At 42.6% G+C, this 24,581-nt stretch carries 18 protein-coding genes, 1 other RNA gene and 1 pseudogene; 8 read left to right on the forward strand and 12 right to left on the reverse strand.

Annotation, left to right across the window (positions count from 1 at the left end; translation table 11 throughout):
- Positions 1-149: 149 nt before the first annotated feature.
- Together NI389_RS03380 and fabB are read right to left on the reverse strand one after the other, a co-directional pair.
- Positions 150-2,285, reverse strand: a complete 2,136-nt coding sequence (locus NI389_RS03380; RefSeq protein ID WP_308361563.1) for a TonB-dependent receptor — start codon at positions 2,283-2,285, stop codon at positions 150-152.
- Positions 2,286-2,588: 303 nt separating this feature from the next.
- Entirely contained in the window at positions 2,589-3,803 is a 1,215-nt protein-coding gene (gene fabB, locus NI389_RS03385; protein ID WP_308361564.1) for a beta-ketoacyl-ACP synthase I, read from the reverse strand.
- A gap of 172 nt (positions 3,804-3,975) precedes the next feature.
- Here fabB and mnmC point away from each other — a divergent pair, with 172 nt between their 5' ends.
- Entirely contained in the window at positions 3,976-5,961 is a 1,986-nt protein-coding gene (mnmC, locus tag NI389_RS03390) for a bifunctional tRNA (5-methylaminomethyl-2-thiouridine)(34)-methyltransferase MnmD/FAD-dependent 5-carboxymethylaminomethyl-2-thiouridine(34) oxidoreductase MnmC (RefSeq protein WP_308361565.1), read from the forward strand.
- 83 nt (positions 5,962-6,044) lie between these two features.
- On the opposite strand, the gene NI389_RS03395 is transcribed toward mnmC, so the two are convergent.
- Positions 6,045-6,920, reverse strand: a complete 876-nt coding sequence (locus tag NI389_RS03395; protein ID WP_308361566.1) for a flagellar protein MotY — start codon at positions 6,918-6,920, stop codon at positions 6,045-6,047.
- A 186-nt stretch (positions 6,921-7,106) separates the two neighbouring features.
- On the opposite strand from NI389_RS03395, the gene rnt reads away from it, so the two are divergent.
- Positions 7,107-7,784 (forward strand): ribonuclease T, encoded by a 678-nt coding sequence (rnt, locus tag NI389_RS03400; protein ID WP_308361567.1) that lies wholly within the window; start codon positions 7,107-7,109, stop codon positions 7,782-7,784.
- Between the two features lie 12 nt (positions 7,785-7,796).
- On the opposite strand, the gene NI389_RS03405 is transcribed toward rnt, so the two are convergent.
- The gene (locus tag NI389_RS03405) at positions 7,797-9,431 is read right to left on the reverse strand and encodes a DUF342 domain-containing protein (RefSeq protein ID WP_308361568.1); all 1,635 of its coding nucleotides are present in this window, start codon (positions 9,429-9,431) and stop codon (positions 7,797-7,799) included.
- Positions 9,432-9,682: 251 nt separating this feature from the next.
- On the opposite strand from NI389_RS03405, the gene ssrA reads away from it, so the two are divergent.
- Positions 9,683-10,039, forward strand: a transfer-messenger RNA (tmRNA) gene (gene ssrA, locus NI389_RS03410).
- A gap of 375 nt (positions 10,040-10,414) precedes the next feature.
- Here ssrA and NI389_RS03415 read toward each other — a convergent pair.
- The 5 genes from NI389_RS03415 to NI389_RS03435 all read right to left on the reverse strand — a co-directional run bounded on the left by NI389_RS03415 (position 10,415) and on the right by NI389_RS03435 (position 14,551).
- Positions 10,415-11,044 (reverse strand): M23 family metallopeptidase, encoded by a 630-nt coding sequence (locus NI389_RS03415; RefSeq protein WP_308361569.1) that lies wholly within the window; start codon positions 11,042-11,044, stop codon positions 10,415-10,417.
- 138 nt (positions 11,045-11,182) lie between these two features.
- Positions 11,183-12,778, reverse strand: a complete 1,596-nt coding sequence (locus tag NI389_RS03420; protein WP_308361570.1) for a tetratricopeptide repeat protein — start codon at positions 12,776-12,778, stop codon at positions 11,183-11,185.
- A 12-nt stretch (positions 12,779-12,790) separates the two neighbouring features.
- Positions 12,791-13,459: a hypothetical protein gene (locus NI389_RS03425; protein ID WP_308361571.1), complete on the reverse strand. Its 669-nt coding sequence runs from the start codon at positions 13,457-13,459 to the stop codon at positions 12,791-12,793.
- A 41-nt stretch (positions 13,460-13,500) separates the two neighbouring features.
- Positions 13,501-14,199: a DUF4145 domain-containing protein gene (locus NI389_RS03430; protein WP_308361572.1), complete on the reverse strand. Its 699-nt coding sequence runs from the start codon at positions 14,197-14,199 to the stop codon at positions 13,501-13,503.
- 25 nt (positions 14,200-14,224) lie between these two features.
- Complete coding sequence (locus NI389_RS03435) at positions 14,225-14,551, reverse strand: hypothetical protein (protein WP_308361573.1); 327 nt, start codon at positions 14,549-14,551, stop codon at positions 14,225-14,227.
- A gap of 463 nt (positions 14,552-15,014) precedes the next feature.
- Between NI389_RS03435 and NI389_RS03440 the strand changes: the two are divergent.
- Positions 15,015-15,170, forward strand: a pseudogene (locus NI389_RS03440) (phage integrase N-terminal SAM-like domain-containing protein); the annotation flags it as partial.
- Between the two features lie 510 nt (positions 15,171-15,680).
- Here NI389_RS03440 and NI389_RS03445 read toward each other — a convergent pair.
- The 3 genes from NI389_RS03445 to NI389_RS03455 all read right to left on the reverse strand — a co-directional run bounded on the left by NI389_RS03445 (position 15,681) and on the right by NI389_RS03455 (position 19,285).
- Positions 15,681-16,208: a substrate-binding periplasmic protein gene (locus NI389_RS03445; RefSeq protein WP_308361574.1), complete on the reverse strand. Its 528-nt coding sequence runs from the start codon at positions 16,206-16,208 to the stop codon at positions 15,681-15,683.
- A gap of 160 nt (positions 16,209-16,368) precedes the next feature.
- Positions 16,369-16,584, reverse strand: a complete 216-nt coding sequence (locus NI389_RS03450; protein ID WP_308361575.1) for a hypothetical protein — start codon at positions 16,582-16,584, stop codon at positions 16,369-16,371.
- A 265-nt stretch (positions 16,585-16,849) separates the two neighbouring features.
- Positions 16,850-19,285 (reverse strand): TonB-dependent receptor, encoded by a 2,436-nt coding sequence (locus NI389_RS03455; protein WP_308361576.1) that lies wholly within the window; start codon positions 19,283-19,285, stop codon positions 16,850-16,852.
- A gap of 518 nt (positions 19,286-19,803) precedes the next feature.
- Here NI389_RS03455 and NI389_RS03460 point away from each other — a divergent pair.
- The 4 genes from NI389_RS03460 (at position 19,804) to NI389_RS03475 (ending at position 24,562) form a co-directional block, all read left to right on the forward strand.
- On the forward strand, positions 19,804-20,736 hold the full coding sequence (locus tag NI389_RS03460; RefSeq protein WP_308361577.1) for a diguanylate cyclase: 933 nt from the start codon (positions 19,804-19,806) through the stop codon (positions 20,734-20,736).
- A gap of 66 nt (positions 20,737-20,802) precedes the next feature.
- On the forward strand, positions 20,803-21,540 hold the full coding sequence (locus NI389_RS03465; protein ID WP_308361578.1) for a substrate-binding periplasmic protein: 738 nt from the start codon (positions 20,803-20,805) through the stop codon (positions 21,538-21,540).
- Positions 21,541-21,855: 315 nt separating this feature from the next.
- A complete protein-coding gene (locus NI389_RS03470) occupies positions 21,856-23,238 on the forward strand; it encodes a Na+/H+ antiporter NhaC family protein (protein ID WP_308361579.1) in 1,383 nt (460 codons plus the stop codon).
- Between the two features lie 106 nt (positions 23,239-23,344).
- Positions 23,345-24,562, forward strand: a complete 1,218-nt coding sequence (locus NI389_RS03475) for an NRAMP family divalent metal transporter (protein WP_308361580.1) — start codon at positions 23,345-23,347, stop codon at positions 24,560-24,562.
- Positions 24,563-24,581 lie beyond the last annotated feature (19 nt).

Raw genomic sequence — 24,581 nt, forward strand, 5'->3', positions numbered from 1 at the left:
ACAAACTCTTTGAATTTAATTGGGGTTATGTGGGTCGCTATTGTAACTGATCCCACGCGTTTTGGCAGGAAAGATGCGAAGGAATTGTAAAATGCTTCGATTTTACCTTTCCTTCGCCATAGGGAGATGTTGCGCTTATCGCGAGTGCTTTAAAGCTTAAATTGCACGCCCAGATTAACCGTTGTGCCAAGACCTTTAACGTTATAACTGCCATAAGCGTAGGATTGCGAACGAGACGGGTAGTAGTCTAAATTGAGTAGATTTTGAATACCAAGATAGCCTGAGAATTTTGGCGTAAACTGATAGTTACTATTCAGATTTACAACGAAATAGCTGTCCACTGGACCTTGATCCGCTCCATATTTACCTGATGCGTCAGGTTCAAAACGTTTTCTATCGCCCACGTAAATGCCATCAACATTCACAGTAAAGCTGTCTGTCGCTCGCCACTTCACGTTTACGGTCCCCTTAGGTGCATTAATTTGACGTGAACCAAGGTAGGTATCTGTGCTCGTTTGCTTCCCTTCTACAAAGCTATAACTTGCCGTCATTTGCAAAGCACGCGAGAAGTCATGACTTATCACCGCTTCGTAACCCCAAATACGCTGTGGAGCACGAAGAGGTTCATAAACGCCTGTTTGCGGATTGAGCTTATTCGACGTTCCCAATTCCGACAAACTTCTAAATGCCGCGAATTCAACGCGTGTCGATTTAAACTGTGACGTAAATCCCATTTCATAATTATCAATAATTGCGGCTTCCGTTTGAATATCCGCAATATCCGTCACCGTTGCGGCTCTCAACAATAGCCCCAAATCAGAAATATCGGCGCCTTGTGACATACTTACAAACGGGCTAAACGTCTCACTCCAATTGTACTTAATGCCCAGATTGTACGTTGTCGCACGGTATTCCAAGGTGTCGCCTTTCACATCGACTGCAGTTGAACACTGTGTTGCTGACGTACATAATTTCAACGTCGAATAGTCATTAACGTCTAAGTCGATGCGCTCGTTTCGTACGCCCGCTTTGACAATAAAATCATTATTGAAGACCCATTTAGTTTGCAAAAAGCCCGCAGCACTTTGCATGTCCATTTCAGGCACCCAAACACGCCCATCAACTAAAGGTTGTGAAGTCGTATCGTTGAGAAGGTCGACACCGTAGATGAACGTTGCCTCTGTATTTGAAAACGTCAATTGTGTGTTAAACGTTGAGCGTAGACCTGATTTCTCTGAACGAATGATCGATTGCCCACCATCTAGCCCTAAGTCGGGATTTGCAAGTCGTGGTGAATAGAAGAAAACGTTTTCGATTTTCTGAGCGTACAAGTCAACAGTCAGTTGCGTGTCACCAAAAATAGCATTATCGATATATTTTATTGAGATGTTTTCATTGCCATCAGGACCTTGCGGTTTACCTTGTTTTTGCAAAGCTTTCGGCACGTGAATCGCATACGTTTTTGTGCCCGTATTGATGTCATTGACTACATCACCAAGATCCGTTTTCTGTTGTGAGCGATAAAAGTTGTAACTTACACTCAGCGATTTATCCGTATCGATGTCATAACCGAGCTTCGTGAAATAGTTTTCGGTTACAGAGTCAGACAAGCCATATTGCAAACCAAGAATGTCACCTTCTGCGTCACGTTGAACACCATTTTCTTCGTAGCTTGCCACAAATAAGTAATTGAACTTGTCCAAAGAACCGTCTAAGGCACCTGAAAATCGAGCTCCCGCCGATTCTGCTAACTTCACAGCACTAAAACGACTGCTGACATTTATTTCACCATTCGCAGGCGCTCCACTTTGCGATTTTTTGGTGATAAAGTTGATGATGCCTCCCGCTGCACCATTTCCATAAATCGACGTTGCACCTTTTATCACTTCAATACGCGCTATCGCACTCGGGTCAATTGTTCTAATGTCAAGTGCCCCATTTCGCAAAGGTGTTGACTGCGGAACGCCGTCAATCATAACCAATGGGTTTCGGCCTCGAAGGGTTTGAGAGGAGTTACTTGAAGAACCCGTGTCTACAGCCATGCCTGGCACCAATGCACCGAGAATACTTTGCAATTCAGGATTGATTTTTAACTGTTCTTGTAGCGCTTGCTGAGTAATGATGGTGATCGACGCTGGCACCTCATCCATGTTTTCAGCCACACGCGACCCTGTAACAATAATGCGCTCAAGAGATTGATCTTGAGGTGCTTTAGTTTCACTTGCATAAAGAGATGCTGATATACATAAAGAGAGTAAAGACAAAGAGGTAGAAAGTAAGCGCATAGTAGGTTCCAAATCACCAAATAGAGTTCCGAATTTGGACGCATCCTAACTTTTTATAAATTCAATTGCAAACCATTCTCATTATTGTTTGCAATAATATTATTTATTCCCGCAAACCTTGCCTCCCTCCAACTCACTAACTTTAATCAACTTTTGCTCTTAGACTCATTTTTTATCTCAGTTTGATTTTTCGAATATGTAGAACATGTACTTATTTTTAAGTGCCACCGATACCTATGTCGTACCGTCTTAGAAAACAAAAAACCGAGCTAGGCTCGGTTTTTACTCAAAGGCTGGACTCAGTTAACCTTTGTACTTTTGCATTACTAGCGTTGCATTTGTGCCGCCAAAACCGAAGCTGTTTGACATAACAATATTCAGTTCCGTATCTCGACGTTCTGTGACGATATCCAAACCCTGTGCTTCTGCATCTAACTCTTCAATATTAATTGAAGGCGCAACGAAGTTATTTTCTAACATGAGTAAAGAGAAAATCGCTTCATGCACACCCGCTGCACCTAATGCGTGACCTGTCATCGCTTTTGTCGCGCTAATTGCTGGCGAGTTATTGCCGAATAGCTCTTTGATAGCGCCTAATTCTTTCACATCACCAACTGGAGTCGATGTACCGTGTGTATTTAGGTAATCAACTTTACCTTCTACACCCGCCAGTGCTTGTTTCATACAACGCACCGCCCCCTCGCCTGATGGTGCAACCATGTCATAACCGTCAGACGTTGCGCCATAACCTACGATTTCGGCATAAATATGCGCACCACGCGCCAAGGCATGCTCAAGCTCTTCAACAACAACGATACCGCCACCACCTGAGATAACAAAGCCATCACGGTTTGCGTCATAAGTACGAGATGCCTTTTCCGGCGTTTCATTGTACTTTGTTGAAAGTGCGCCCATCGCGTCGAATTCCATCGCCAATGTCCAGTGAAGTTCTTCACCACCACCTGCGAAAATCACGTCTTGCTTACCAAGTTGAATTTGCTCAACCGCATTACCGATACAGTGTGCTGACGTTGCGCACGCTGAACTAATTGAATAGTTCACACCTTTGATTTTAAATGGTGTTGCCAAACACGCAGACGTCGTGCTCGCCATTGTGCGAGGCACCATGTAAGGACCCACTTTCTTTACGCCTTTTTCGCGTAGAATGTCTGCCGCTTCAACTTGATATTTAGAAGAACCACCACCTGAACCCACGATAAGGCCCGTGCGCTCATTCGACACTTGTTCTTCCGTCAAACCTGAATCTTCAATTGCTTGCTGCATTGAAATATACGAGTAAGCAGCAGCGTCACCCATAAAACGGAATGCTTTACGGTCTACTAATTCTTTGACATCGATATCAATTTTACCGGATACCGTGCTACGTAAATTGTACTCAACAAACTCTTCGTTGTGAGCGATACCGCTTTTACCTGCTTTTAATGATTCTAATACTTCATGCTTGTTGTTACCGATGCTTGATACTACACCGATACCCGTAATTACGGCTCTTCTCATGGGAATTCCCTTAGAACTATACAAAATTGCAATTATTTTACGCTGAAACTTAATGCAAAGTGGTCAGCTTTCCAGCGTACACACGTAAACTGAAATCAAATTTATAAATAACAACGGACTAAAGCAAAGAAAACTCGTAAAATAGTCAAAATTCTTTGATCTGAGCCCGCTAATGATCCAAAACGCCAAAATACATTTTAATGAACTAGGTACTCCGGTCGCCGATGCATTTGACGACGTGTATTTCAGCAACGACGACGGCCTCAAAGAATCACACTACGTCTTCTTCATTCAAAATCGTATCGATGAGCGGTTACAAAACCATGACCGTGAGCATTTTGTTATTGCAGAAACTGGTTTCGGTACTGGATTAAACTTTTTAAACGCGTGGCAACAGTTCGATGCACTTCGCGACATAAGAAAAGTTAAACGACTCCATTTCGTCTCATTTGAGAAATATCCCATCAATCAGGCAGACCTAGAGAAAGCCCTTGCTGCGTGGCCTACTGTTGCGCATTACGCAAAACAACTATGTAGTCAATATCCAATGGCCTTAAAAGGTTGCCATCGCTTAGTCTTCGACAATGGTAATGTCGTCCTTGACCTGTGGTTTGGGGACGTTCAGGAAAGTTTACCGCAAATGAGCTATAGCGACCGAGGAATCGTCGATGCTTGGTTTTTAGATGGGTTTGCGCCAAGTAAAAACCCTGAAATGTGGCAACAATCCTTGTTTGATGAAATGGCAAACCTAAGCCGTAAAGGTGCGACCGTAGCGACATTTACCGCAGCAGGTTTTGTTCGTCGAGGCCTAATTGAGGCCGGTTTTAACATGGTCAAATCAAAAGGCTATGGTCGAAAACGGGAAATGCTCACCGGGGCGCTAAACAACGTCACGCACACCAAGCATGAAAAAGCGTATTATACTCATGAACCTCGCGCACTAGACCACGTTGCCATTATTGGCGGCGGTATCGCCACTGCTTCATTAAGCCTTGCGTTGGCTAAGCGAGGGAAATCCGTGTCGGTGTTTTGCTCGGATAACGAATTTGCCATGGGTGCATCGCATAATCGTCAAGGTGCCGTTTATCCGCATCTACAGGCCGACTATACCGTTCAAAGTGAAATGTATGCGCATAGCTTCCTATACGCCAAACGACTTTACCAACAACTATTGAATGAAGGGTTTGATTACGCACATCAGTGGTGTGGTGTATTGATCCAAGCGATCAGTCAAACAGTGGCCGAGCGCCAAACCAACATTATGGACAAAGCAACGTGGCCTGAAGCATTACTGCGTAAACTAGACGAACAGGAAGCTGACCAAATCGCTGGGCTTCCTACGGGCCATAGTGGATTATTTATCGAACAAGCTGGTTGGGTCAATCCGCCAGAGCTCACGGAAGCGATTTGTGCTAAAGCCGCTTCGCTACAACCAATGGACACCCATTTTAACTGCAAGATTTTGAATATTTCCCCCTCCGACAGTGGCTGGTTATTGCATACTGAATCCGAGACATTCGGACCATTTTCAGACGTATTTGTCAGTGCAGGCGAACACAGTGATGCGTTTACACAAACGTCAGCGCTGCCTCTTCACGGCGTACGAGGTCAGGTATCACACATTCAAGCCTCTAACGATTCACAGAGACTTCGCACCGTTCTTTGCCATAAAGGGTATTTTACCCCTGCTCATCAAAGCGAACATTGTATGGGCGCAACCTTTGATAAAAATACAAAGTCGCGTAAGGTCACCGACGAGGACAACCAAATTAACCAAGCACAGTTAGCTCGTTTTTATGGCGACCAACGATGGTATCAAAGTCTTGGTGAAATAACTGGGGCCAAATCGGCTGTGCGCTGCTGTTTCTCCGACCATCTGCCCATGCTCGGTGAGGTAATTGACGAAAACAGTTATGACCAAGCGTTTGGTAATCTCCGAAAAGGCAAACACTATGATTTTGGCTCTGTAGCAAGGCCACATGAAGGACTGCACGTATTTACTGGTTTTGGTGCTCGAGGCTTGTGCAGTGCACCGTTACTTGCGGAGCATTATGTTTCTTGTTTACTGGATGAACCAAGACCCTTATCTGAACGGCTAAACGAAGGCCTGCACCCTGCCCGCTTTGTGATCCGAGGCCTGCTTAGAAAAGAACGATAGTTTATCGGTATAACTCGTTGGACTGGATGTTTTGGAGCCAGGCTAACGAGTTAAAGAAAGGTAGTTAATATTCTTATAGAAGTTTATTGCCGTGCAAGTTGAATCACGACGCGGCGGTTTTTACCACGACCAATGACCGTCGCATTGTCCGCAATGTGGCGTTTTTCACCAAAGCCATCCGTCACAATACGCGTTTCAGCAACACCTAATGAAACCATATAGTCTTTTATTGCTCGAGCACGTTTTTTCGATAATTCTAAGTTTGTCGAGCGACCACCATAGCTGTCCGTAAACGCCGCAATTTCTATGGTTGCAATTTCAGGGTCGTTCTTTAGGTATTCACCAATCATTTCAAGGCGTTTGCGCGAGTCTTTGGTTAACTCACTCGACGCACTCTTATAGTTCATAACGGTAAAGGCGATGTCTTCAAAACTAAAAGGAAGTAGCCCATCACGGCATTGCAAAAATGCCCAATACGCCTGCTTAAAATTCACAGAAGAAAGTGCAACGGAGATGTAATCTACTTTATTCGACCAATCTTTATAATAGAACGTTGGGAAGTAACCTTTCTCAAGCTCAGTTAACATTTCCCACGCGCTATCATTACCTAATTCACCATCAAACTTCTTCAAAAGTTTCATGGTCGTTAAGTCACGTGCAGGCTGTCCAGCACGCCAAGCTGGTGGAACCGATTGAACTCCCGCAAAATCGTAGGATTCAGGGCGGACCATCATATCAAAGTTAAAGGTTAAGTCTTTGTTCTTACTCGCCGCAGCTGAAAATATGGCATCACCGTAGTACGGCACTTCGTGCTGCAAAGTACACGCTAATCGGTTGGTTTTGTTCACGGTCCAATTAGACGCGTCCGCCGTGGCGGAATATTGCCGCATCGCAGCATGCGCATTCAAGCTACATGTAACTGTGACCCCCATCGAGAGGAAAAGCCAACCATACTTCACGTTATTCACCTTCACTTACAAAACAATACCGCCAAAAAAACGTCCAAAATCCGATTTCCGCGGCTGAATGTTACAGGTTATGCAATACCCGTGCCTTTACATTAAAAACTCGGGGTAATATTGGCTGGTCAAAACAGGCCATCTTTTGACATAATACGCGGCTCAACTCAGTAACGCAAAATGGTCATGACTAATTCAGAGCAAACGTTATTTGCAAAACGCTTTCGCGGATTCTTTCCTGTTGTTATCGACGTCGAAACCGCAGGCTTTAACAAAGATACTGATGCCTTGCTAGAAATAGCGGCAACCACCCTCAAAATGGACGAAAATGGTGTACTCAGTATAGACCAAACGGTGCACTTTCACGTTGAGCCATTTGAAGGGGCAAACATTGAGCAAGCTGCGATTGACTTTAATGGAATTGACCCATTTTCAGCGCTGCGCGGCGCAGTGCCTGAAACAGACGCAATCAAAGAGATCTGTAAAGCGGTTCGTAAAGCTCAAAAGGACGCAGGATGCAGCCGTGCCGTTGTCGTTGCACATAACGCCGCGTTTGATCATGGCTTTCTGAATGCTGCAATCGAGCGTTGCCGCATTAAACGCACTCCATTCCATCCATTTGTGAGTTTTGATACCACTTCGCTTGCCGGTCTTGCACTTGGGCAAACCGTGCTTGCAAAAGCGTGTATCGCCGCTGGAATTGAATTTGATAATAAACAAGCGCACAGTGCGTTGTATGACACTGAGCGTACCGCAGAACTATTCTGTTACATCGTTAATAAATGGCAAGCTTTAGGTGGATGGCCGCTGATGAATGATGCAGCCGAAAATGAAGACGAACTCTCAGAAGACAACCAAGCTTAACGCTTGGTTTTTTTAACCCGTTACAAATTGCTGGGTAATTTTACCTTCATCCAATTTTAGCAAATGTGGCGGGTAAATTCGTGAAAACATTTTGCAATCTCGCGCTATTTTAAGTTCCACCCCTGGATGCATTAATTCATTCACCTTCACCCTACTCGTTTTTAAAAGCGCATTGATCTTCTGCTTTACCAACACCACGTTACGGCGGTTTCGAGCCAAATGAAGGTCTAACTGTTTTTCACTGTTTACTAACTTTTGCAAATAAGCGTCGCGTTTGCTAGAAGGCGCCGCTTTTGCTGCCTTCTTCTTAGCTTGACGAACGGCTTCGGCTTTCGCACTGAGAATTTTCTCAAACTCAACAAACTGCATCTGTTTTTCGCGAAGTGTGTGCCAGTTTTGAGCAATAGAAATACGTGTTTTTGTGCCCGACGGCGCGCCCAATTCACCCGTTTCGATGCGCAATGCGTCCAGAATATGGCCGCCGATAATTTTGCCTCGCGGCGTTTCACCTTTACCCACACGAATTAGGCGTCGTGCACTTAAATCACAGTGTAACGCTTGTCTGTCAATAAAGAGGTCTTGATCACTATGAATATTACAGTACTGGGCATAGCCAATTGAAATGGTTCTTTTCGCCTTTATCTCACAAGAAAACGCTTCATTCTCAACTCGCTTTCGACCTATCGCACCAAGTACGATGGTAATTGCACCCTCACACTCAAGTGTCGCGGATTCGACAAAACCAATTACCGTAATATCACCACTGGCTTTGACGCGCATGCCGTCTTTAATGTCGCCGCTAACAATCACGCTACCGTCAAATTCCACATGCCCCGTTGTAACGTCGATATTTTCATAGCAAAGTACATCATCAACGCGAATACCTCTTGGTAGTGCAACAGGAACACCTTTCGCATCTGCAATCAATAAATTTGAGTCACTAGGGTCTAGCTTCGTGCCATCGAACACTTCAAGTTCAAGGTCTCGGCCAGGCTTAGGTTGTAACACATCGCCAAAAACCGTGAATCCTGCTTCACCAAGCGTCGCGGGAATACGTTTCATCAATGGCGTCCCCGGGCTCACTGTGATGATGGCACCAAGGTCACGCATATCAACCTTGCCACCTTCTTTTTCCTGCGGGCTTAAAATACGGTCTTGCGCTGTCATGCAAAGACGAACAAATCGAGCATCTGAACCATCTTTAGCTCGTTGACCGTGTGCCACTATGGCGTTGTACGTCGCACCACTTGGCAACTCGAATTGTTGTCCTAAAAATTTGTCTAATGCGCTTTGGTTAATACCACGAACCACCCCTGCTTCAGCTAATGTCGCTTTAGCTTGATCCATGTTGATCATTTTGCCGCCACGCGCCGTGGTAATACGTGCCTCTGCAAGCATATTGTTGTCATCAATTCGAACAGATATTTGCGCATCAGCGGCTTTCGCCACTAACAGTGAGTCTTTCGCTTGATCATTACTCGGATTGAAAAGTTTACCGACGTTGGCATGCAAGATATCGAAGTCAGCATAAGCAGACTGCTCAATCAACTCTATTAGTTGAGCACTTGTGGCAGGAAATCCTGTATCTTTCGGGTGACCTGAAAGAGACAGTTGACCAGACGGTTCATCGAAAACAAAAAGCGACATTCACAACCTTCCGACGCTAAATTAGGTACGCTGTTATTATTGTTTTATGCAACAGACAACGAATTACGCACAGTTAATCGCTGTTCCGTTACAATTGCAATCGTAAGTAGAAACAAAATATAAATGATTGTAAACAGAAATCGAACAGAAAAGCACCAAGTAATTAAAATAAAAAAGAATATGCTAGAAACACTATTGAGCTAGCCCCCAAACTCCGCTATACTTGCCTTACTTCATCTGAACAAGATTCAGGGGCCGATTAGGATTCGACGGAATTCAAGAAGCCTGAGGTGCATGTCGAGGACGCGGTTGGCCTCGTAAAAAAGCCGCATTTAAAGTAATCGCAAACGACGATAACTACGCTCTAGCGGCATAATAGCCCGCTAGCACTCTCCCAAGCTCTCTTGTGGGCCTGGATTTTGAGTGTCACCCTACACAAGATCGCCACGGAAACCCTGGCCGGGGTTGAAGGGTTAAACTTAAGCGGCCTCGCCTTCACTAATCGTGTCTGTCCGAGTTTTGAAGGTTAATATATAGACAAGACTAAGCATGTAGGACCGAGGGTCGAGGCTTTTCGGACGGGGGTTCAAATCCCCCCGGCTCCACCAAATAAAAGCAAGACAAAACAGCCAGTTAAAGAGAAATCCTTAACTGGCTTTTTTATTTCTAGCATCCAATTTCTATCCAACTATTTTTACTCAGAAAGGCATCCTAGTATAAATCTAGGATTTTTGTAGAAGAGGAATAAAGCTTCATATTAAACAATCAAGCCCCCTGCTCGAACCGTTTAAGATTAAACATAACCAAAAAATAAAGATTCATACTAGTTGCTACTATCAAGTCCGAATCAAGCTACAACTGAGCATTAAAGTATCATACTCCTTGTAACTTACTTCTGGACAAAAGCGTTTCAGGGCTTTGGCGGTACTAAGCGAATTTAGCCAACTAGATTTTGTCCCCTATTCAACAGCTTGTTAGGCAAGTTATTGTGCGGTGTAAATTACTCCATGATTAAGTATTTTGTCACTTGGGTTTGCATTCTTAAATGATACTGGAATGGAAGGGCATTTCTCTCCAGCCTCTTTTTTAAAACAGCTATCATTGATTTCGAAAACTTCGAAATGCAAATGTGGGGTTGAACTCATCCCCGTATTTCCGCTGTATCCAATAACATCACCTTGATTTACAAATTCTTCAAGCTCAACTTTAACACCAGTGTTAGTAAGATGAACGTAGTATGAAAAAGTATTATCTCCATGCGCAATGATGATGTGGTTAAATTCATCATTTATGTTATTTCCATCAAAAAAACGATCTTCAATAGAAACTACGTGACCCGAGCGAGCGGCATGAATAGGAGTGCCTATATCCATCATAAAATCAAATGCAAATTCTTCTTTACTTTCTACTGAATGAGTACCGAATGTGCAATTTCCCTGCCTTAGTTCATAACTTGCACCAGCACCAAAGGGTAAATTATATAATGATTTTTCAGGCTCAATAAATCGAGATACGTTTTGCGATATGCAATTTCCATCAATTTTAGCCGTCGTTGAATTACATGATATAAGAAAAAATAAACTACTTATTACTACTAGAAACCTAAGATACATACGCTTCCTTGATTGTTTGTCTAACGCCGCATTAAGGTGTGAGTGACGCAATGCCGAAGCTCCCGCATACCACCTTAAACACTAAACGCAACGCATAGTAAAAATGCCACGCGTTGCGAATCACTCTTAAACAGTTTGTTAGGCATTTTTTCGAGAAAGCCTTACTATCCGTTCGCTTCCATTCTCTGTTGAGAAGACATTTATATGACCATCATCAACATAGCCTAAACATTTAGTTTCAAAGCTACCTAAACCCACTAGTAATGTTGATTTAGATTGATCCATTGCTTCTGACTTATAGTGACCTTGAAAAGTTGCCCCTGTCACCTTGCCTCTTAACGAAAATTTCATTTTAGTATCTGATAAACCTCCAACGGATTCCCACGTCAAGCTTATTTGGTCACTACAATTTGAAATGTGTTTTTCTTGATTTTCTATGCTCCACGTACCATCGAATTCGGCACATTTGCCCACATAATACTTTTCTGTGTACTTTCTATAGTGCGCTTGTTTTACCGACGCTTTTCGCTGGATTTCTTTCCATTTGCTTGACTCTTCTTTTTTAACTGTTTCGATTCTAGACATAAGACTGTAGACATTCTTGTGAACATCTTCCATTTCTAAAGCCTCGTTCGCAATACGTTCAGCCTCGTTAATAAAACCAGCGTCCAGTAATGCATAACCTTGATTTGCCATAGCGAGAGTTTCACCAAGTACTGCAGCTTTGCCATAGAGCTCTATCGATTTATATTTACAACCACTTTCTTTAGCCTGAACACCAAGATTATTCCAAGCAATAGATTTTTTTGGACTAACACTAGTTAGAAGCACATAGTTGCTGATTGATAGCTCGTCAATTCCGGAATTACTTGCGTTATACGCCGAAGTGAATACTTCATCTAAATTTTCGGGATCATTTTCAACTGATTTGTCCCTACAGTATGACCCAAGAACTTTGTTACCTAAGTCTTCTTCAATTAAAGCCAAAGTAGAATATATAGATGCTTTCAGTACACCTTTTTCTACTTGCTCCAATAATGGCAGCACTACACTCTTAGCCATATCTAAATCGCCATTTGCTCGATAAGCTTGAGCTAATTGTTGTGTCGCATTGACTGTTAAGTGTAAAGACTCAAACTTAGGTAATTCTGTACCCCAAAGATCAATATCTCGCTGGTATTGTTTACTGTCATGTAAGCAAAAAGATAGCCATGTCAAACTGTTGTATCGAAGCTCTTCTGTTGGTGCTTGCTGAGAATGCTTTTCTAAATTTGGAATCGCGTCTCGATCATTAACTTTACTGAACAGTAAATAGAAGTAAATACTCTTGTCTTTGTGGAGCTTAGTTTCATCTTTTGCGTTTAGCTCATATTCTTTGAAAACTTTATTTGCTCTTTCAACATCATCGTTTTCCAAAGCGATGTCTACTTCTGAAAACCAATTTGTCACGCCATCTTTACTAACAGAGACTTCAACTTCCTGAGGCTTTTCATCATTCGCTTGAGATTCGTCTTTTTCTTGAACTTGTTCACTCTTACTCGGAGACTCTGCATTCAAGCCCAGCTTTGATTCACCGTTAGAGTAATGAAAACCTGTTAGCCTTTTAAGAAAGTCTGATAACGCATCCCTAAAGAGCACCATAAAAACGATTAAAGCTACCCACCCAATATTGTCTGATAGAAAATTGGTGATAACAGATAACCAACCTGGTATATCATTCATTTGTTCTTTCATTATTGTTCTCAATTATATTGAAATGCCTAACGCTTCAAGAACCGGTGCAGCTTGCTGCATCCGCGTTTTACTTGACTTGTTAGCTGCTTCGGTCAAATTTGCTACCCGATAAAACAATGACACATAAAGTAAACGATATTCGCGTGTGACTTTTTTGATCGCATTTGTATGCTCACTACCTGATGAGTTACCTGTAGGGTCAACTAATGACAAAGCTTCGGTGATTTTATTATCTAAATTAACAGCAATCTCATAAGCCTTATGGTCTTGTAACACCTGACAAATGACAATAGCCTCAGCTAAGACTTTTTTTCGACTTTCAACCGAGAAGGACATGTTGTCATCTACTAAAAATTTTACTATCTCAGACTGAATATTTCTCGGCGACTTTTTATCTGCTACAACCCCAATGTATGTATGAAATATTGACTCTGCTTTAGCAAACATTGGGCTATAGATTTCTTGTAATTTCAAAAGTGCGGCATTGCTATTTTTGAACTTTTCCATTTCAAAGGTCGAACGTTGTTGAATACTAGCAATTTCAAAATCTTTCTCTTTGGCAATCTGAGCAACTTTTTTAGATTGGACGTAACCAAAGGCCATGCCAGCTACGGCTACTACATATGGACCAATTGCTTTAATGATTTCAACTAAGGTAGCTGATTGTTCTACATCCGCCATAGTTCCTCCTTGTGCAGCTAACGCCCAAAGCAGCGGCGCGTTTACGCGTCCGACTGCCTTTGTTTGTTATGAGTTGCTCGCACCATCTCAGCCTTACGCTCTAAATCAATGCGAGCTTCATATAAATGAGTTAGCAGTGATTCTAATAGATCTATTGAAAGACTGAGCGTATGTTTATCAGTAGCGTTCAAGCGATGCGCGGCATCATCGCCAATGAATTTCAACCCATTGAGGCTGTCAATAATGCTATCTGGTATATTTGGGGAATCTTTTAACTTTTCAATTTTCTTGGCTAATCCCCAAGCAGCCTTGTCATCTATTCCTTCAACAACGCATATTCCTTCAAGTAAAGCCCTAACTCCCATGGCAGTTACTATTTCAAGGCCCTGCTGAAAAGCAGTAATGACTTCTTTGTATGAATCATTAAGCTTTTTGTCTACGTGATGAAATTTTTTGGCCTCACGCTCACCTAGATGTTTTCGTTTGGGGTGATAGTTGTAGGAGTATATCTTATCACCATTGTGATCATGCATTCCTGCACAAGTCCATTTCTCTTGGAGCGTTGCTGAGTCACAACCTCGGCAAACTAAGAATCGAAACTCGGTTTCTTCGTAATATCCCAGAAATCGCTGACCATGATCTTCAAACTCCTCGTGATATGACTGATCATGAGTAGATTTAATGTCATGGTTTGTTTCACCTTTACAGGTATTACAGTAAATTTTTACTTTATCTGTCACTTCACTCTCCATGACTCATAACGCACTAATCGGCCGCGCCGTTGTTTGGCGTCGGATGAATTTGATTGTTATGTTCACTTTTGAATTTTTCTAGGATTGCCATTGTAGGAGTGGGCTTTGTTAGCCATTCACCGTTTTCCATGACTTGAAAGCTTTCATTAAACCCTCCTTGGGAGTCAAAGTAATCTATAACTTCGGAGTAGAAATTTTCAATTAATTCCAGCTCTCTTTTGCTTGTTGGTGGCAAGCGCACCGTTTCAACAATCAGTACTTTGGTTGTAACTTGGCTGCGCAGGAAACCTTTAGCTTTTTCAGTTTCACCTTCTTCCAAGTACTTTAAAGCCCAAAGCATAAAACGACCATTGTCAATGTGCTCTTTAGTGTATGTATTAGCTAAAGATGCATAATTGAGATAGAAAGCAGAAACAAAACCACCAAAGAAAACGATTAAAGTAAAATGTCCCGCCTATAACCCACGCAATAATTTTAGATTTCATCGACACTCTCCCTGTGAACATAACATTTTATTCGTGCGCATGCGCGTTTACCTCGTTGGACCAGTGAAAACGCGCACAGTTAACTATCTGTATGCAAAGAACTTATCAGCATTCTGCTAAATATACTATCTGGAAAAATGCGCATGCGCGTTTCCCAAACCTATTATCTCAAATCGCAAATAAATAACTTTTTGATAAACAATAATATTTTTAATTTATTCATGCGTAAACGCGCAAAAATTTTTCATTATTTCCCTTGATATCCGAGAATTTCAAATAGCACTGTATATACACAGCCCTGTAAGGTGCGGAGTTATCATGAGTCCAAAAAGCCCTATTCTGAAAGGTCTTCAGGAAGAAATACGTATGCGTGGTTACAACATTAAAACAGAAAAAACCGACCTATATTGGAATAAGGCATTCATTAACTTTCACCACAAGCGTCACCCTGAGACAATGGGAGCGGAAAATGTCAGAGCCCTTTCGATAAACTCAGTGGCATTACTAAAATTGGGTCAACGGAAGCTAAAAAAGTTGGTAAAAATCTTTTGGTTTGTCAGAGTGGGATAGCCTTCATTGTTTTGACTGTGTGCTACGCGCAAAGCGGTATTGAGGCTAATTCACTTTTTGGCTTGTCGCTTGTGTAGACCATTAAGGGGCGAAGCCCTTAACTGGCTTTCTTATTTTCTGTCTTTAATAACACATTCCTTTGAGCGTATTTTTGAAAATATTGCTCCACAGTTTGTTCTATAAAATACTGATTTTGGCGAATAGCATAATTGAGGCGGCTAAATTCATCTTTACTCAGAACGTCTGGCCTCAACATATAATGCACAGGATTTTGATGGATAGTGAAGGGAGAAGCTTTAATTGAGTTTTTATATTCAGAATTGTGACTAATTAAATATAGACCCGAGAGGAAATCTTCAACTAGAAAGTCTGCTCGAGAACGCTTTACAAGCTCAAATCGCTCCTGTGCTAAATTCAGTTCGACAACACAATCACTGCATAGTCGACGAAAGTGCTGAAATAGCCCCCATAAACACTGCCCCGATTCACCGCAACAATCGTATTTCTTAGCGAAGGGTAAATGTTTTGAGGTACAGCTTGAGCGTTCGTTGCAAGCAATTCAACTTTGTCTTTCTTGCCAAACAAGGTCATGGTTTCTTGCCGGTATGGTAGGCTAAAATCGGAGAAGGAGTCTCTTTGACGCGTATAGGAAGCGGCAAAAAGTACATCCACATTGTGTTTTTGAAATTCTCTAATAGCCCTGCTTGATGAAGGGTAACTCACAAAATGCCAACATAAATCTGCGTCTGAGAGCACTTTTTTTAGTACCTCAATTTCCAACCCTTGATACACGCCATCTTTAACGTAAGAATATGGAAACCAATTGTCATTAGCATAAATTTTTAACGTCTTTGTGCACGGCTGTGCGTAGCCAATGAAACTCACTATTAAGAAAAATACAGTAACCAATGTTCTTATTCGGTATCGCTTCATCTTAGACATGTTCATGCTCGTTTCAATTGGTGATATTGTATACCAAATTAATGTGTCCCCAATATGACTAAAGTCAAAGAGCCTTAACCGATTAACCTCCAAAATCAGTTTCAATACAAGTCCTTATTATTCGTTGTATTCTCTTGTTTCATTTCATCGGGTTTTAATATTAATCCATCACGAGTGCGTCTTCCGGTATCGAAAGCTGATTGTTTTTATGAATAAAAATCGAATGATTTGCAGCAAGCGACTGAAGAAGGTCGTTAAGCTCACGGTGGGTAAGGTCTGATTCAAGTTGGACCGAATCAAGCGGGATAGGTTTACAAGCGTTATTGTTAAATTGGGTCACTAAAATACGGTATATTAACTTTTCTTTACGATTCATGAGACTACCCGTTTTGCCAGATTATTGGCTAAATTTTAAGACTCAAAAAAACTAGTTCACGATTTTTGGTTAAGCAATTTTTAAACGTCTAATTGCGGTAGATAACAGGTTAAGGCTACAGGCGCCAAACAAATTCAGTACATTATTTCGCCTACCTGAACCGGTAAGCTAATTTGAAACACCGTTCCTTTGGAAAGTAACCATATGATATTAATAGATAATAAATAAACAGGGGGCATCCCCTGTTTATTTAGTTATAGAAGCTTTAGAACGCGTAACGTACTTGGAGTTTTACATTACGTTCGTTTCCAGGCATGCCGCCTAAAAACATCGCTTTACTGAAATACACTTTGTTGAATAAGTTATTGATGTTCATTTGCCACTGCCAATTGTTGTGCTCATAGCGTACACCCGCGTCAAAGACGGTGTAACTCGGTACAAACCCATCTGGAATACCGAATGAATCAGAATGCGTACTGCGTTTATCCACAAATGACATACCAAGGCTTAGATCAACCGGCGCAGGCAAATCAAAAACATGGCGTGAGTGCGTGAGCCAGCTGCCCACGGTAACATACGGCACACCTTTTTGACGAGAATTATAGCTGCTGCTAGTTGGATTTTGCTTATCACGAGCGTCTTGATATACCGCGTTAAAGTTGAATTTCCACTGATCACTTAATACCGCATTTAAATCCAGTTCAATGCCTTTGGTTTGTTCTTGGCCATCGTAAAAACTTTTTGGCACTGAAGGCGCAGATACTCCTGCTTCATAATCAGGGTTTGCGTACTGCAAATTAGTACGACTACTTTCGAACATGACCACAGACGCAACAACTTGATCTTCAAACCCTTTAAAACGCATACCGATGTCGTTGCTTACCGATTCGCTATCTTCACGGTCTGCTTCATTGCCAAAAATCTCACCGAGAATACTGTATGCGGTTCTGCCTTTTGAATGGTTGATAAAAGCGGATACATCGTCACTGAATTTGTAGCTGGCACCCAAGTTGTAAGTAATTCCACTGTCAGACGTATCCTGCTCAGGCTTCGGTTCTGCGGCACTTGCACGATATCGCGCGTCAACACCAAAATGTTGGTAGCTCTGTTTTATACGGTTAAAAGCAAGACCTACTCGGGTGGTGAAGCCGTTTTCAAAGTACGCCACATGTTGTGCGCCAAGGCCCCATGCAGCAACGGTTTTGTTGTAGTCCGCTGTTTTTAAGGGATCATTGTCTTCAAACGTACTGGTTGCCCAATTTGGATTACGAATATCAAAAATATACGGCAGCGTACCTTGATAAATCACGTCACCTTGTTTGTTTTTAATTACTTGGTCCGCATCATAAATTGAATACTGTTTGAAGCGAATATCGCGGTCTTCATAGTTAGCGTTAACCAGAAATTCGTTATTGACATTGCCAATCGAGAAGTCGTAACGTAGATCAGCGAAGTATTGTAGCGATGACTCATTCGCTTCCACTTTACGGTATTCCTGACGGCGCGCGGCAAAAGGATAAAGTTCACCATCTACAACGAGTGGTGCGCGAGGGTCAGCATTCACCACGCCACCACGTTGCCAATACACATAGTTGTATGCCCCTGTTTGACGCGCAAAACTAGAATCATAATCGCGATATTGAAGTTGATGGTTCAAAAATAGATGATCGGTTATATCAACGGTATGCGTGAGCTTTAAACGTAGCTCTTGCCCTTCATTATCTTTCGCCATCGGGGAAATAATGCCGTTATGGCCGAATTGATAAGGTGTTAAGCCATCATTTGTTGCCAATGAATCGGCAAGTTGTTGACGCTGAGTGTCACTTAACATCACGCCTTTGCCTTTGGCATCACTCACCAAATCTTGCCATGTCACTTGACTTGCAAGCTTCCCGTCTACCGATGCAGAATTGAAAATACGAATTGGATGACCTATCGAGTCTACTGCAATCGCATCATCGATATACGCTGCAGATAACAACAAGTTATTGCTTGAGTTCAATACGAATTTCAAACTTGCATAAACTTCATCTCTGTCATTGCTCAGATCGCGATAACCATCACTTCTGGCAGACTTCACTAAAATACGATAAGCAACGTCATCCGTTAACGCATCGGTTGAGTCCAGCTCAACTGAATAGGTATTCCACTGACCGATCTCGGCTCTTATTGCATGTTCTGCCTGAAACTTGGGCTTTTTCTCGATTAAATTAATCACACCACCCGCACTGCCCATACCATAAAGACCCGTCGCAGGTCCTTTTAGAACTTCTACCGATTCTACGTTCGTCATTGAGCGTGTTGGGTTGAATGTATTGCCAAGGCCTGCCCCGCCATACATACCATCAAACGTATAATTCGCGCCAAGTCCTCGGATCACGAGATTATCCCCAATGCCATAGTTGTTGCCCGCTTGTGTTACACCACTAATATTGCGGATGACGTCTTGTAAATCTGAAATTCCCTGCGCTTTAATAAGGTCACCATCAACAATCACAACCGCCGCAGGCGTTTCCATCAGTGACATGTCTGATTTAGTCGCGAGGCCTGAGTTCATTACCACTTGGTTTTGTTTGGCATAAACACTGATGACTTCCAATGGTGATTTATCCGTCGTACTGACTTCACCTTTCGATGCTATTGCGTATTGAGATAAGCCGCTACATGCCAGCGCAAGCAGAGATAAAGGAAACTTTTTCATGAGAATGATTCTTATTAAATGCGAGGAGCGCGCATATTAAATACAAATTATTCTCATTTCAATGCTAGGTACAAATAATTTCGTTCCTTTTTTGACTATTTATATTCTTTTTACAGTTCGTCTAATTCTTATTGATTTACGCAACGTTTTTGTTGAGCCTAACGCTTCGTAAAGCGCTGAATGAGTACAGTTGAGTACATGCCTTATCTGTGTAATTTACTTACCTTGGCTCATGTGAAAAATAATAGGTCTCTTTTGAGTGAACATATTCAACACTCGAGAGATTGTTGTAGGGTTAGCTATTCTGTTTATTGCTCAATTTTAAGCATCCGATAAATCCCCCATTACATTCTCTACCGCATCTTTAACTGTCAGTAACCACCAAACCGATACTTTTGACTGAGTTACCAAAGAAAACCGTGTTAAATTTTAATTAAAAGATTAAAAAACTTCGAATACAACGCTATATTGAGACAACGGATCAAGGCGATTGTCGTGCTGTAACTGTAAGGGTTTTTGTGTTTAACGATGTAGATGATTTATCTGACTGTAAAGTGCTCATAGTTGAAGACTCGGTCATCAACCAGAAAATTATTCAAGTTTGCCTCGCTGACTTGTGTGATGTCGCAGTGGTCGCATCGGGTGAGGAAGCGATTGACTATTGCCTTCAATCCTCACCAGATTTGATCTTGATGGATTGGATCCTAACGGGTATTACTGGCCTTGAAGCATGTAAACTGTTACAAAGTAAACCCGCAACGGCAAACATTCCAGTAATTTTTGTCACCTCAAATGTTGGGGAAAGCCAGCAAGAAGAGTGCTGGGATGCTGGTGCCGTTGATTTCATCGGCAAGCCCATAGTAGCGCGAACGTTGGTCAATCGCGTTAAAACACATCTAAAATATAAAAAACAAGCGGATTTACTGCGCGAGTATTCCTACGTAGATGGACTGACTGGCGTTTTCAACCGTCGCTATTTTTCACAAGAAATGGACAGACACTATCGTCAAGGTCAGCGGGCAAATACGACGTTATCAATGATTATCCTTGACGTAGATAACTTTAAAAAATATAACGACCATTACGGCCACTTAAAAGGCGATGATGTGCTGAAGTCGGTCGCAAAAGTATTGAAACACTGCACTCGCAGACCCTTGGATGGCGCATTTCGTTACGGTGGCGAAGAATTTGCCGTGTTGTTGCCGAACACGCCCAAAGAGGCGGCATTTGAAATAGCGCAGAATATCATTAAAGGAATTCATCAGCTCAGCATCGAGCACGCCCAATCACTGTTCAATGTAGTGACAGCCAGTGCTGGTGTATCTTCGACTTGCACGGCACCCGATCCGGCTGAACTCATTAAACAAGCTGATACTGCGCTTTATGGAGCCAAAAATAATGGACGTAATCGAGTTTTTGAATTTGAACCTGAACACGAAAAATCCATTTAAGACGAATTTATTGCATCATCGAGTAAGTAGCGTATGCTTAACGGTGTGCGCACTGTTGGAGTTACCATGAAATTAGCCTTAGTTGGCATCGCATTGCTAATTTCGTTTTCAAGTTTTGCCAATACGCCCAAATTTAAAATCTGTTTTGAGCGTTGGTGGCCGTATAGCTTTGTTAGTAAAGAAAGCATCCCCAAAGGGATTGAGGTTGAGCTCATTCAACTTGCTACACAACCAAAAGGTATTGCTGTCGAATTTCAAGAACTTCCATACCAACGTTGTTTAGATTCCGTACGGCATGGTACGCATGATTTTACCCTGCATGTAGACCGTACAGATAATTTAACACTGCTCGATAAATCGTTTACCGACTGGTCCTTATCGTTAGCCGTTAAACAAGGTCGTTTTACCCAGTTGTCGCAATTAAGCACATCGTCTCCACGTATCATGCTCGCTATGGAATACCCTTATCCTGATGAGGTCTACAAACGACTGAAAGACATGAATGCCGTCATTATTGAGCGCTCTTTCTATGAACAAAGCGATGAAGAAGCGATAACCTTTTTCGATGTTTTGGAAAACGAACGGATAGACGCCATTATTGTAGATAGACAGTGGGCCTCAAAAATGGTCCACCAATATCGACTTCCGGTGACGATTTTACCCGAAGCGTTTCACAACGAACCCCAATTCATCGGGTTTAGAGAAGACCGTAAAGAACAAGCCGCACTTTTGCATCGGCTTTTGATTGCTATCCCAGCGTCAGTGAAAGAACAAATTCATGCAAAATACCTGAACGGGCACTAGTCTATCGTCTGTTCGAGTTTGGTATTTTGTCATCCTGAGACCATCCAGATAACCGCAATTAAAGTGTGAGTGATACGTCAAAATACCTTACATAACATCAACAAATGCATTACAGTCTATTTATTCGACAATTCACCTGCTTAATACAAAAAAGAAATTGACGGGATTCGAATTACTGTTTATTTTCGCCCCGATGTTTTAAGAAGGGTCATACTAGTTTCTGGTCAACCCAATATTAAGCAGATACAAGCACGTTGATGAACGTTTGCGAATTTAGCCTTCTTATTCAAACTAGCAAATATTGGGACAATTTGAATGACTGAGCCTAGTGTGATTAGTGTAATACCGCCTATCGTTGTATTGACGCTTGCGGTTTGGTTACGCCGACCTATCTTAGCCCTTGTTCTGGGCGCAATCGTGGGTTTTGCGTTACTGGATTTCAGTGCGATTTTGGATAATTTCGCCACATCTTCGTTAAAAGTCATGGCGGATGAAACGATCGGCTGGCTCATTTTAGTCTGCGGCAGTTTCGGTGCATTAATCGCCCTGCTTGTCCGCACCGGAGGAGCGCTTGCATTCGGCCGAAATGCCCTCAAATTGGCGAAAGGACCAAAATCTTCGCTTCTCATGACCTATTTCTTAGGTATCGTTATTTTTATTGACGATTACCTCAATGCGCTAACGGTCGGCGAAACAATGCGCCGCGTTACGGATAAGTTCAAGATTTCTCGTGAAATGCTCGCGTATGTAGTTGATTCAACCGCAGCGCCTGTGTGTGTGCTTGTTCCTCTTTCAACCTGGGCGGTGTTTTTTGGTGGCCTACTTGTCGACAATGGTGTAGCACCTGAGGGTCAAGGCATTAGCGTTTACATGCAAGCCATTCCCTACATGCTTTATGCGTGGGTCGCGGTGATCATGGTTCCACTGGTGATCATCGGTGTCGTGCCATTATTTGGTCCGATGAAAAAAGCGGAACTTGCCGCTCGCGAAGGTCAACCTGCACTAGAACAGGTTGATTTGGATGCCGTTCATACACCAGATGACTATGCCGCAAGAGCGATAGAACAAGAATTCGAACAGGCTGATGAACACGGTAAGCTGTATAACTTCCTTGTACCAATTGGTTTATTGGTTGCGTTTACCGTTTATTTTGACATTGATGTTTGGAAAGGACTACTTGCTACGCTTGCGGTTACTGTTCCGTTTTACCTAGCACAGAAATTGATGCCGCTTGCCGATATGCTTGAACAAATGATTGATGGCTTCAAGAGTATGTTGCCCGCTATTGGTACAGTTATCGCTGCCTTCATCTTTAAAGATGTGTGTGACCAATTGATGCTACCACAATTCGTCATTAATTCTTTGAGTGCTTACATGACGGCTGAGCTTTTACCTGCAATGGTGTTCTTATCGATGGCAATCCTTGCGTTCGCGACGGGCTCTAGCTGGGGTATCTTTGCAGTTACAATCCCAATTGTCATGCCGCTTGCCGTTGCGGTGGATGCAAACATACCTCTCGTCATTGGCGCATTGCTATCTGCATCGTCATTCGGTAGTCAGGCTTGTTTCTATTCCGATTCAACCGTACTGGCTGCTCAAGGCTCTGGCTGTAACCTTGTGAGTCACGCCATTACGCAACTACCGTATGCATTGCTTGCGGCAGCCATTGCGTTCGTTGGCTTTTTGCTCATGGCTTAATTTTGGTTGGGCATGTTCGCATGCCCACTCTCCTCCCTCTCCTTCTTTTTATTTCCACAGTTTAACGCTAACATGGCTCGCAAAATAACGATAACGAGCAACATGAATGACTTTCGCAGAAAAGCTTAAAGGTTTTGGGCCGGGTATTTTAATGGCTACGGCTGCCGTTGGCGGCTCACATCTTGTCGCGGCTACGCAAGCTGGCGCTTTATTTGGTTGGCAACTTGTCTGGCTGATCCTCGCGGTAAACCTTTTAAAATATCCATTTTTCCGTTTCGGTGTGGAATACACCTTACGCAGTAAAGAGAGTTTGGTCAGCGGTTATAAACAATTAGGTAAACCCATTTTCTTTGGCTTCATCGCGCTCAATATTGTCGCGGCGATAGTCAACACCGCAGGGGTTTTACTCCTGACCGCAAGTTTACTGTTCTACGCACTACCATGGCAGATAGAGGTAATGACTTTGTGTTATGGGCTGTTGGCTATTTGCTTATTGATCTTAATGCTGGGCCATTACAAAGTCCTAGATAGCGCAAGCAAGATCATCATGATTTCACTCACTCTAGCAACGCTTGCTGCGTTCATTGTGGCGCTTTCAAATGGTGCTGCGCATCCTGAGCCTGCTTCTGTGCCAAACCCGTATCAACTTGCAATGCTGGGATTTTTGGTCGTGCTTATGGGTTGGATGCCAGCCCCTATCGAAATATCCGCGATTAACTCATTATGGCTTAAAGCCAAAACACGTACAGAGGCGTTCACACTCAAGCAAGGGTTATTGGATTTCAATACCGGCTATATGCTTACAGCTGTGCTCGCCGTTGTTTTTTGTGCGCTAGGCGTGCTCATCCAGTACGGGAGTACGAGTAAAATTGAATTGGCAGGTGTTGCGTTTAGTAAGCAGTTAATAGAGATGTACACCACAACCATAGGCGAATGGTCTCGTAACTTGGTTGCAGGTATCGCATTCTTATGTATGTTTGGCACCACACTGACTGTGCTCGACGGCTATGCCAGAACACTAAATGAGAGCGCCACTCTTTTAAAGGGGTCGCTTCCTAAATACAGCTTGAATATCTTCGTTCTTGTACAGGCGATTTTTGGATTAAGCGTCATCGTGTTCTTTAAAGCAAACTTAAAAGATATGCTGACGTTTGCGATGACGTTAGCTTTTGTTACTACGCCGCTCTTCGCGCTTTTTAACTTGAAGCTAATGCATGCAATTGATGCAAAGCCAAAAGGCCTGCTCAAACTGCTGACATACGCAGGGCTTTTATATCTCTTTGGATTTACGTTCTTGTTCTTATATTGGAAATTTGTGCTGTAAAGAAACGTACGCTAAGAAA

The sequence above is a fragment of the Pseudoalteromonas xiamenensis genome (assembly GCF_030994125.1).
In the GTDB taxonomy this organism is placed as follows: Bacteria; Pseudomonadota; Gammaproteobacteria; order Enterobacterales; family Alteromonadaceae; genus Pseudoalteromonas; species Pseudoalteromonas xiamenensis_B.

What these genes read in the sequence shown, in the direction of transcription:
- NI389_RS03380 (WP_308361563.1), bottom strand. Translation starts at nt 2,285, where the DNA reads ATGCGCTTACTTTCTACCTCTTTGTCTTTACTCTCTTTATGTATATCA.
- fabB (WP_308361564.1), bottom strand. Translation starts at nt 3,803, where the DNA reads ATGAGAAGAGCCGTAATTACGGGTATCGGTGTAGTATCAAGCATCGGT.
- mnmC (WP_308361565.1), top strand. Translation starts at nt 3,976, where the DNA reads ATGATCCAAAACGCCAAAATACATTTTAATGAACTAGGTACTCCGGTC.
- rnt (WP_308361567.1), top strand. Translation starts at nt 7,107, where the DNA reads ATGACTAATTCAGAGCAAACGTTATTTGCAAAACGCTTTCGCGGATTC.
- NI389_RS03405 (WP_308361568.1), bottom strand. Translation starts at nt 9,431, where the DNA reads ATGTCGCTTTTTGTTTTCGATGAACCGTCTGGTCAACTGTCTCTTTCA.
- NI389_RS03415 (WP_308361569.1), bottom strand. Translation starts at nt 11,044, where the DNA reads ATGTATCTTAGGTTTCTAGTAGTAATAAGTAGTTTATTTTTTCTTATA.
- NI389_RS03420 (WP_308361570.1), bottom strand. Translation starts at nt 12,778, where the DNA reads ATGAAAGAACAAATGAATGATATACCAGGTTGGTTATCTGTTATCACC.
- NI389_RS03425 (WP_308361571.1), bottom strand. Translation starts at nt 13,459, where the DNA reads ATGGCGGATGTAGAACAATCAGCTACCTTAGTTGAAATCATTAAAGCA.
- NI389_RS03435 (WP_308361573.1), bottom strand. Translation starts at nt 14,551, where the DNA reads ATGCTTTGGGCTTTAAAGTACTTGGAAGAAGGTGAAACTGAAAAAGCT.
- NI389_RS03445 (WP_308361574.1), bottom strand. Translation starts at nt 16,208, where the DNA reads ATGTCTAAGATGAAGCGATACCGAATAAGAACATTGGTTACTGTATTT.
- NI389_RS03450 (WP_308361575.1), bottom strand. Translation starts at nt 16,584, where the DNA reads ATGAATCGTAAAGAAAAGTTAATATACCGTATTTTAGTGACCCAATTT.
- NI389_RS03455 (WP_308361576.1), bottom strand. Translation starts at nt 19,285, where the DNA reads ATGAAAAAGTTTCCTTTATCTCTGCTTGCGCTGGCATGTAGCGGCTTA.
- NI389_RS03465 (WP_308361578.1), top strand. Translation starts at nt 20,803, where the DNA reads ATGAAATTAGCCTTAGTTGGCATCGCATTGCTAATTTCGTTTTCAAGT.
- NI389_RS03470 (WP_308361579.1), top strand. Translation starts at nt 21,856, where the DNA reads ATGACTGAGCCTAGTGTGATTAGTGTAATACCGCCTATCGTTGTATTG.
- NI389_RS03475 (WP_308361580.1), top strand. Translation starts at nt 23,345, where the DNA reads ATGACTTTCGCAGAAAAGCTTAAAGGTTTTGGGCCGGGTATTTTAATG.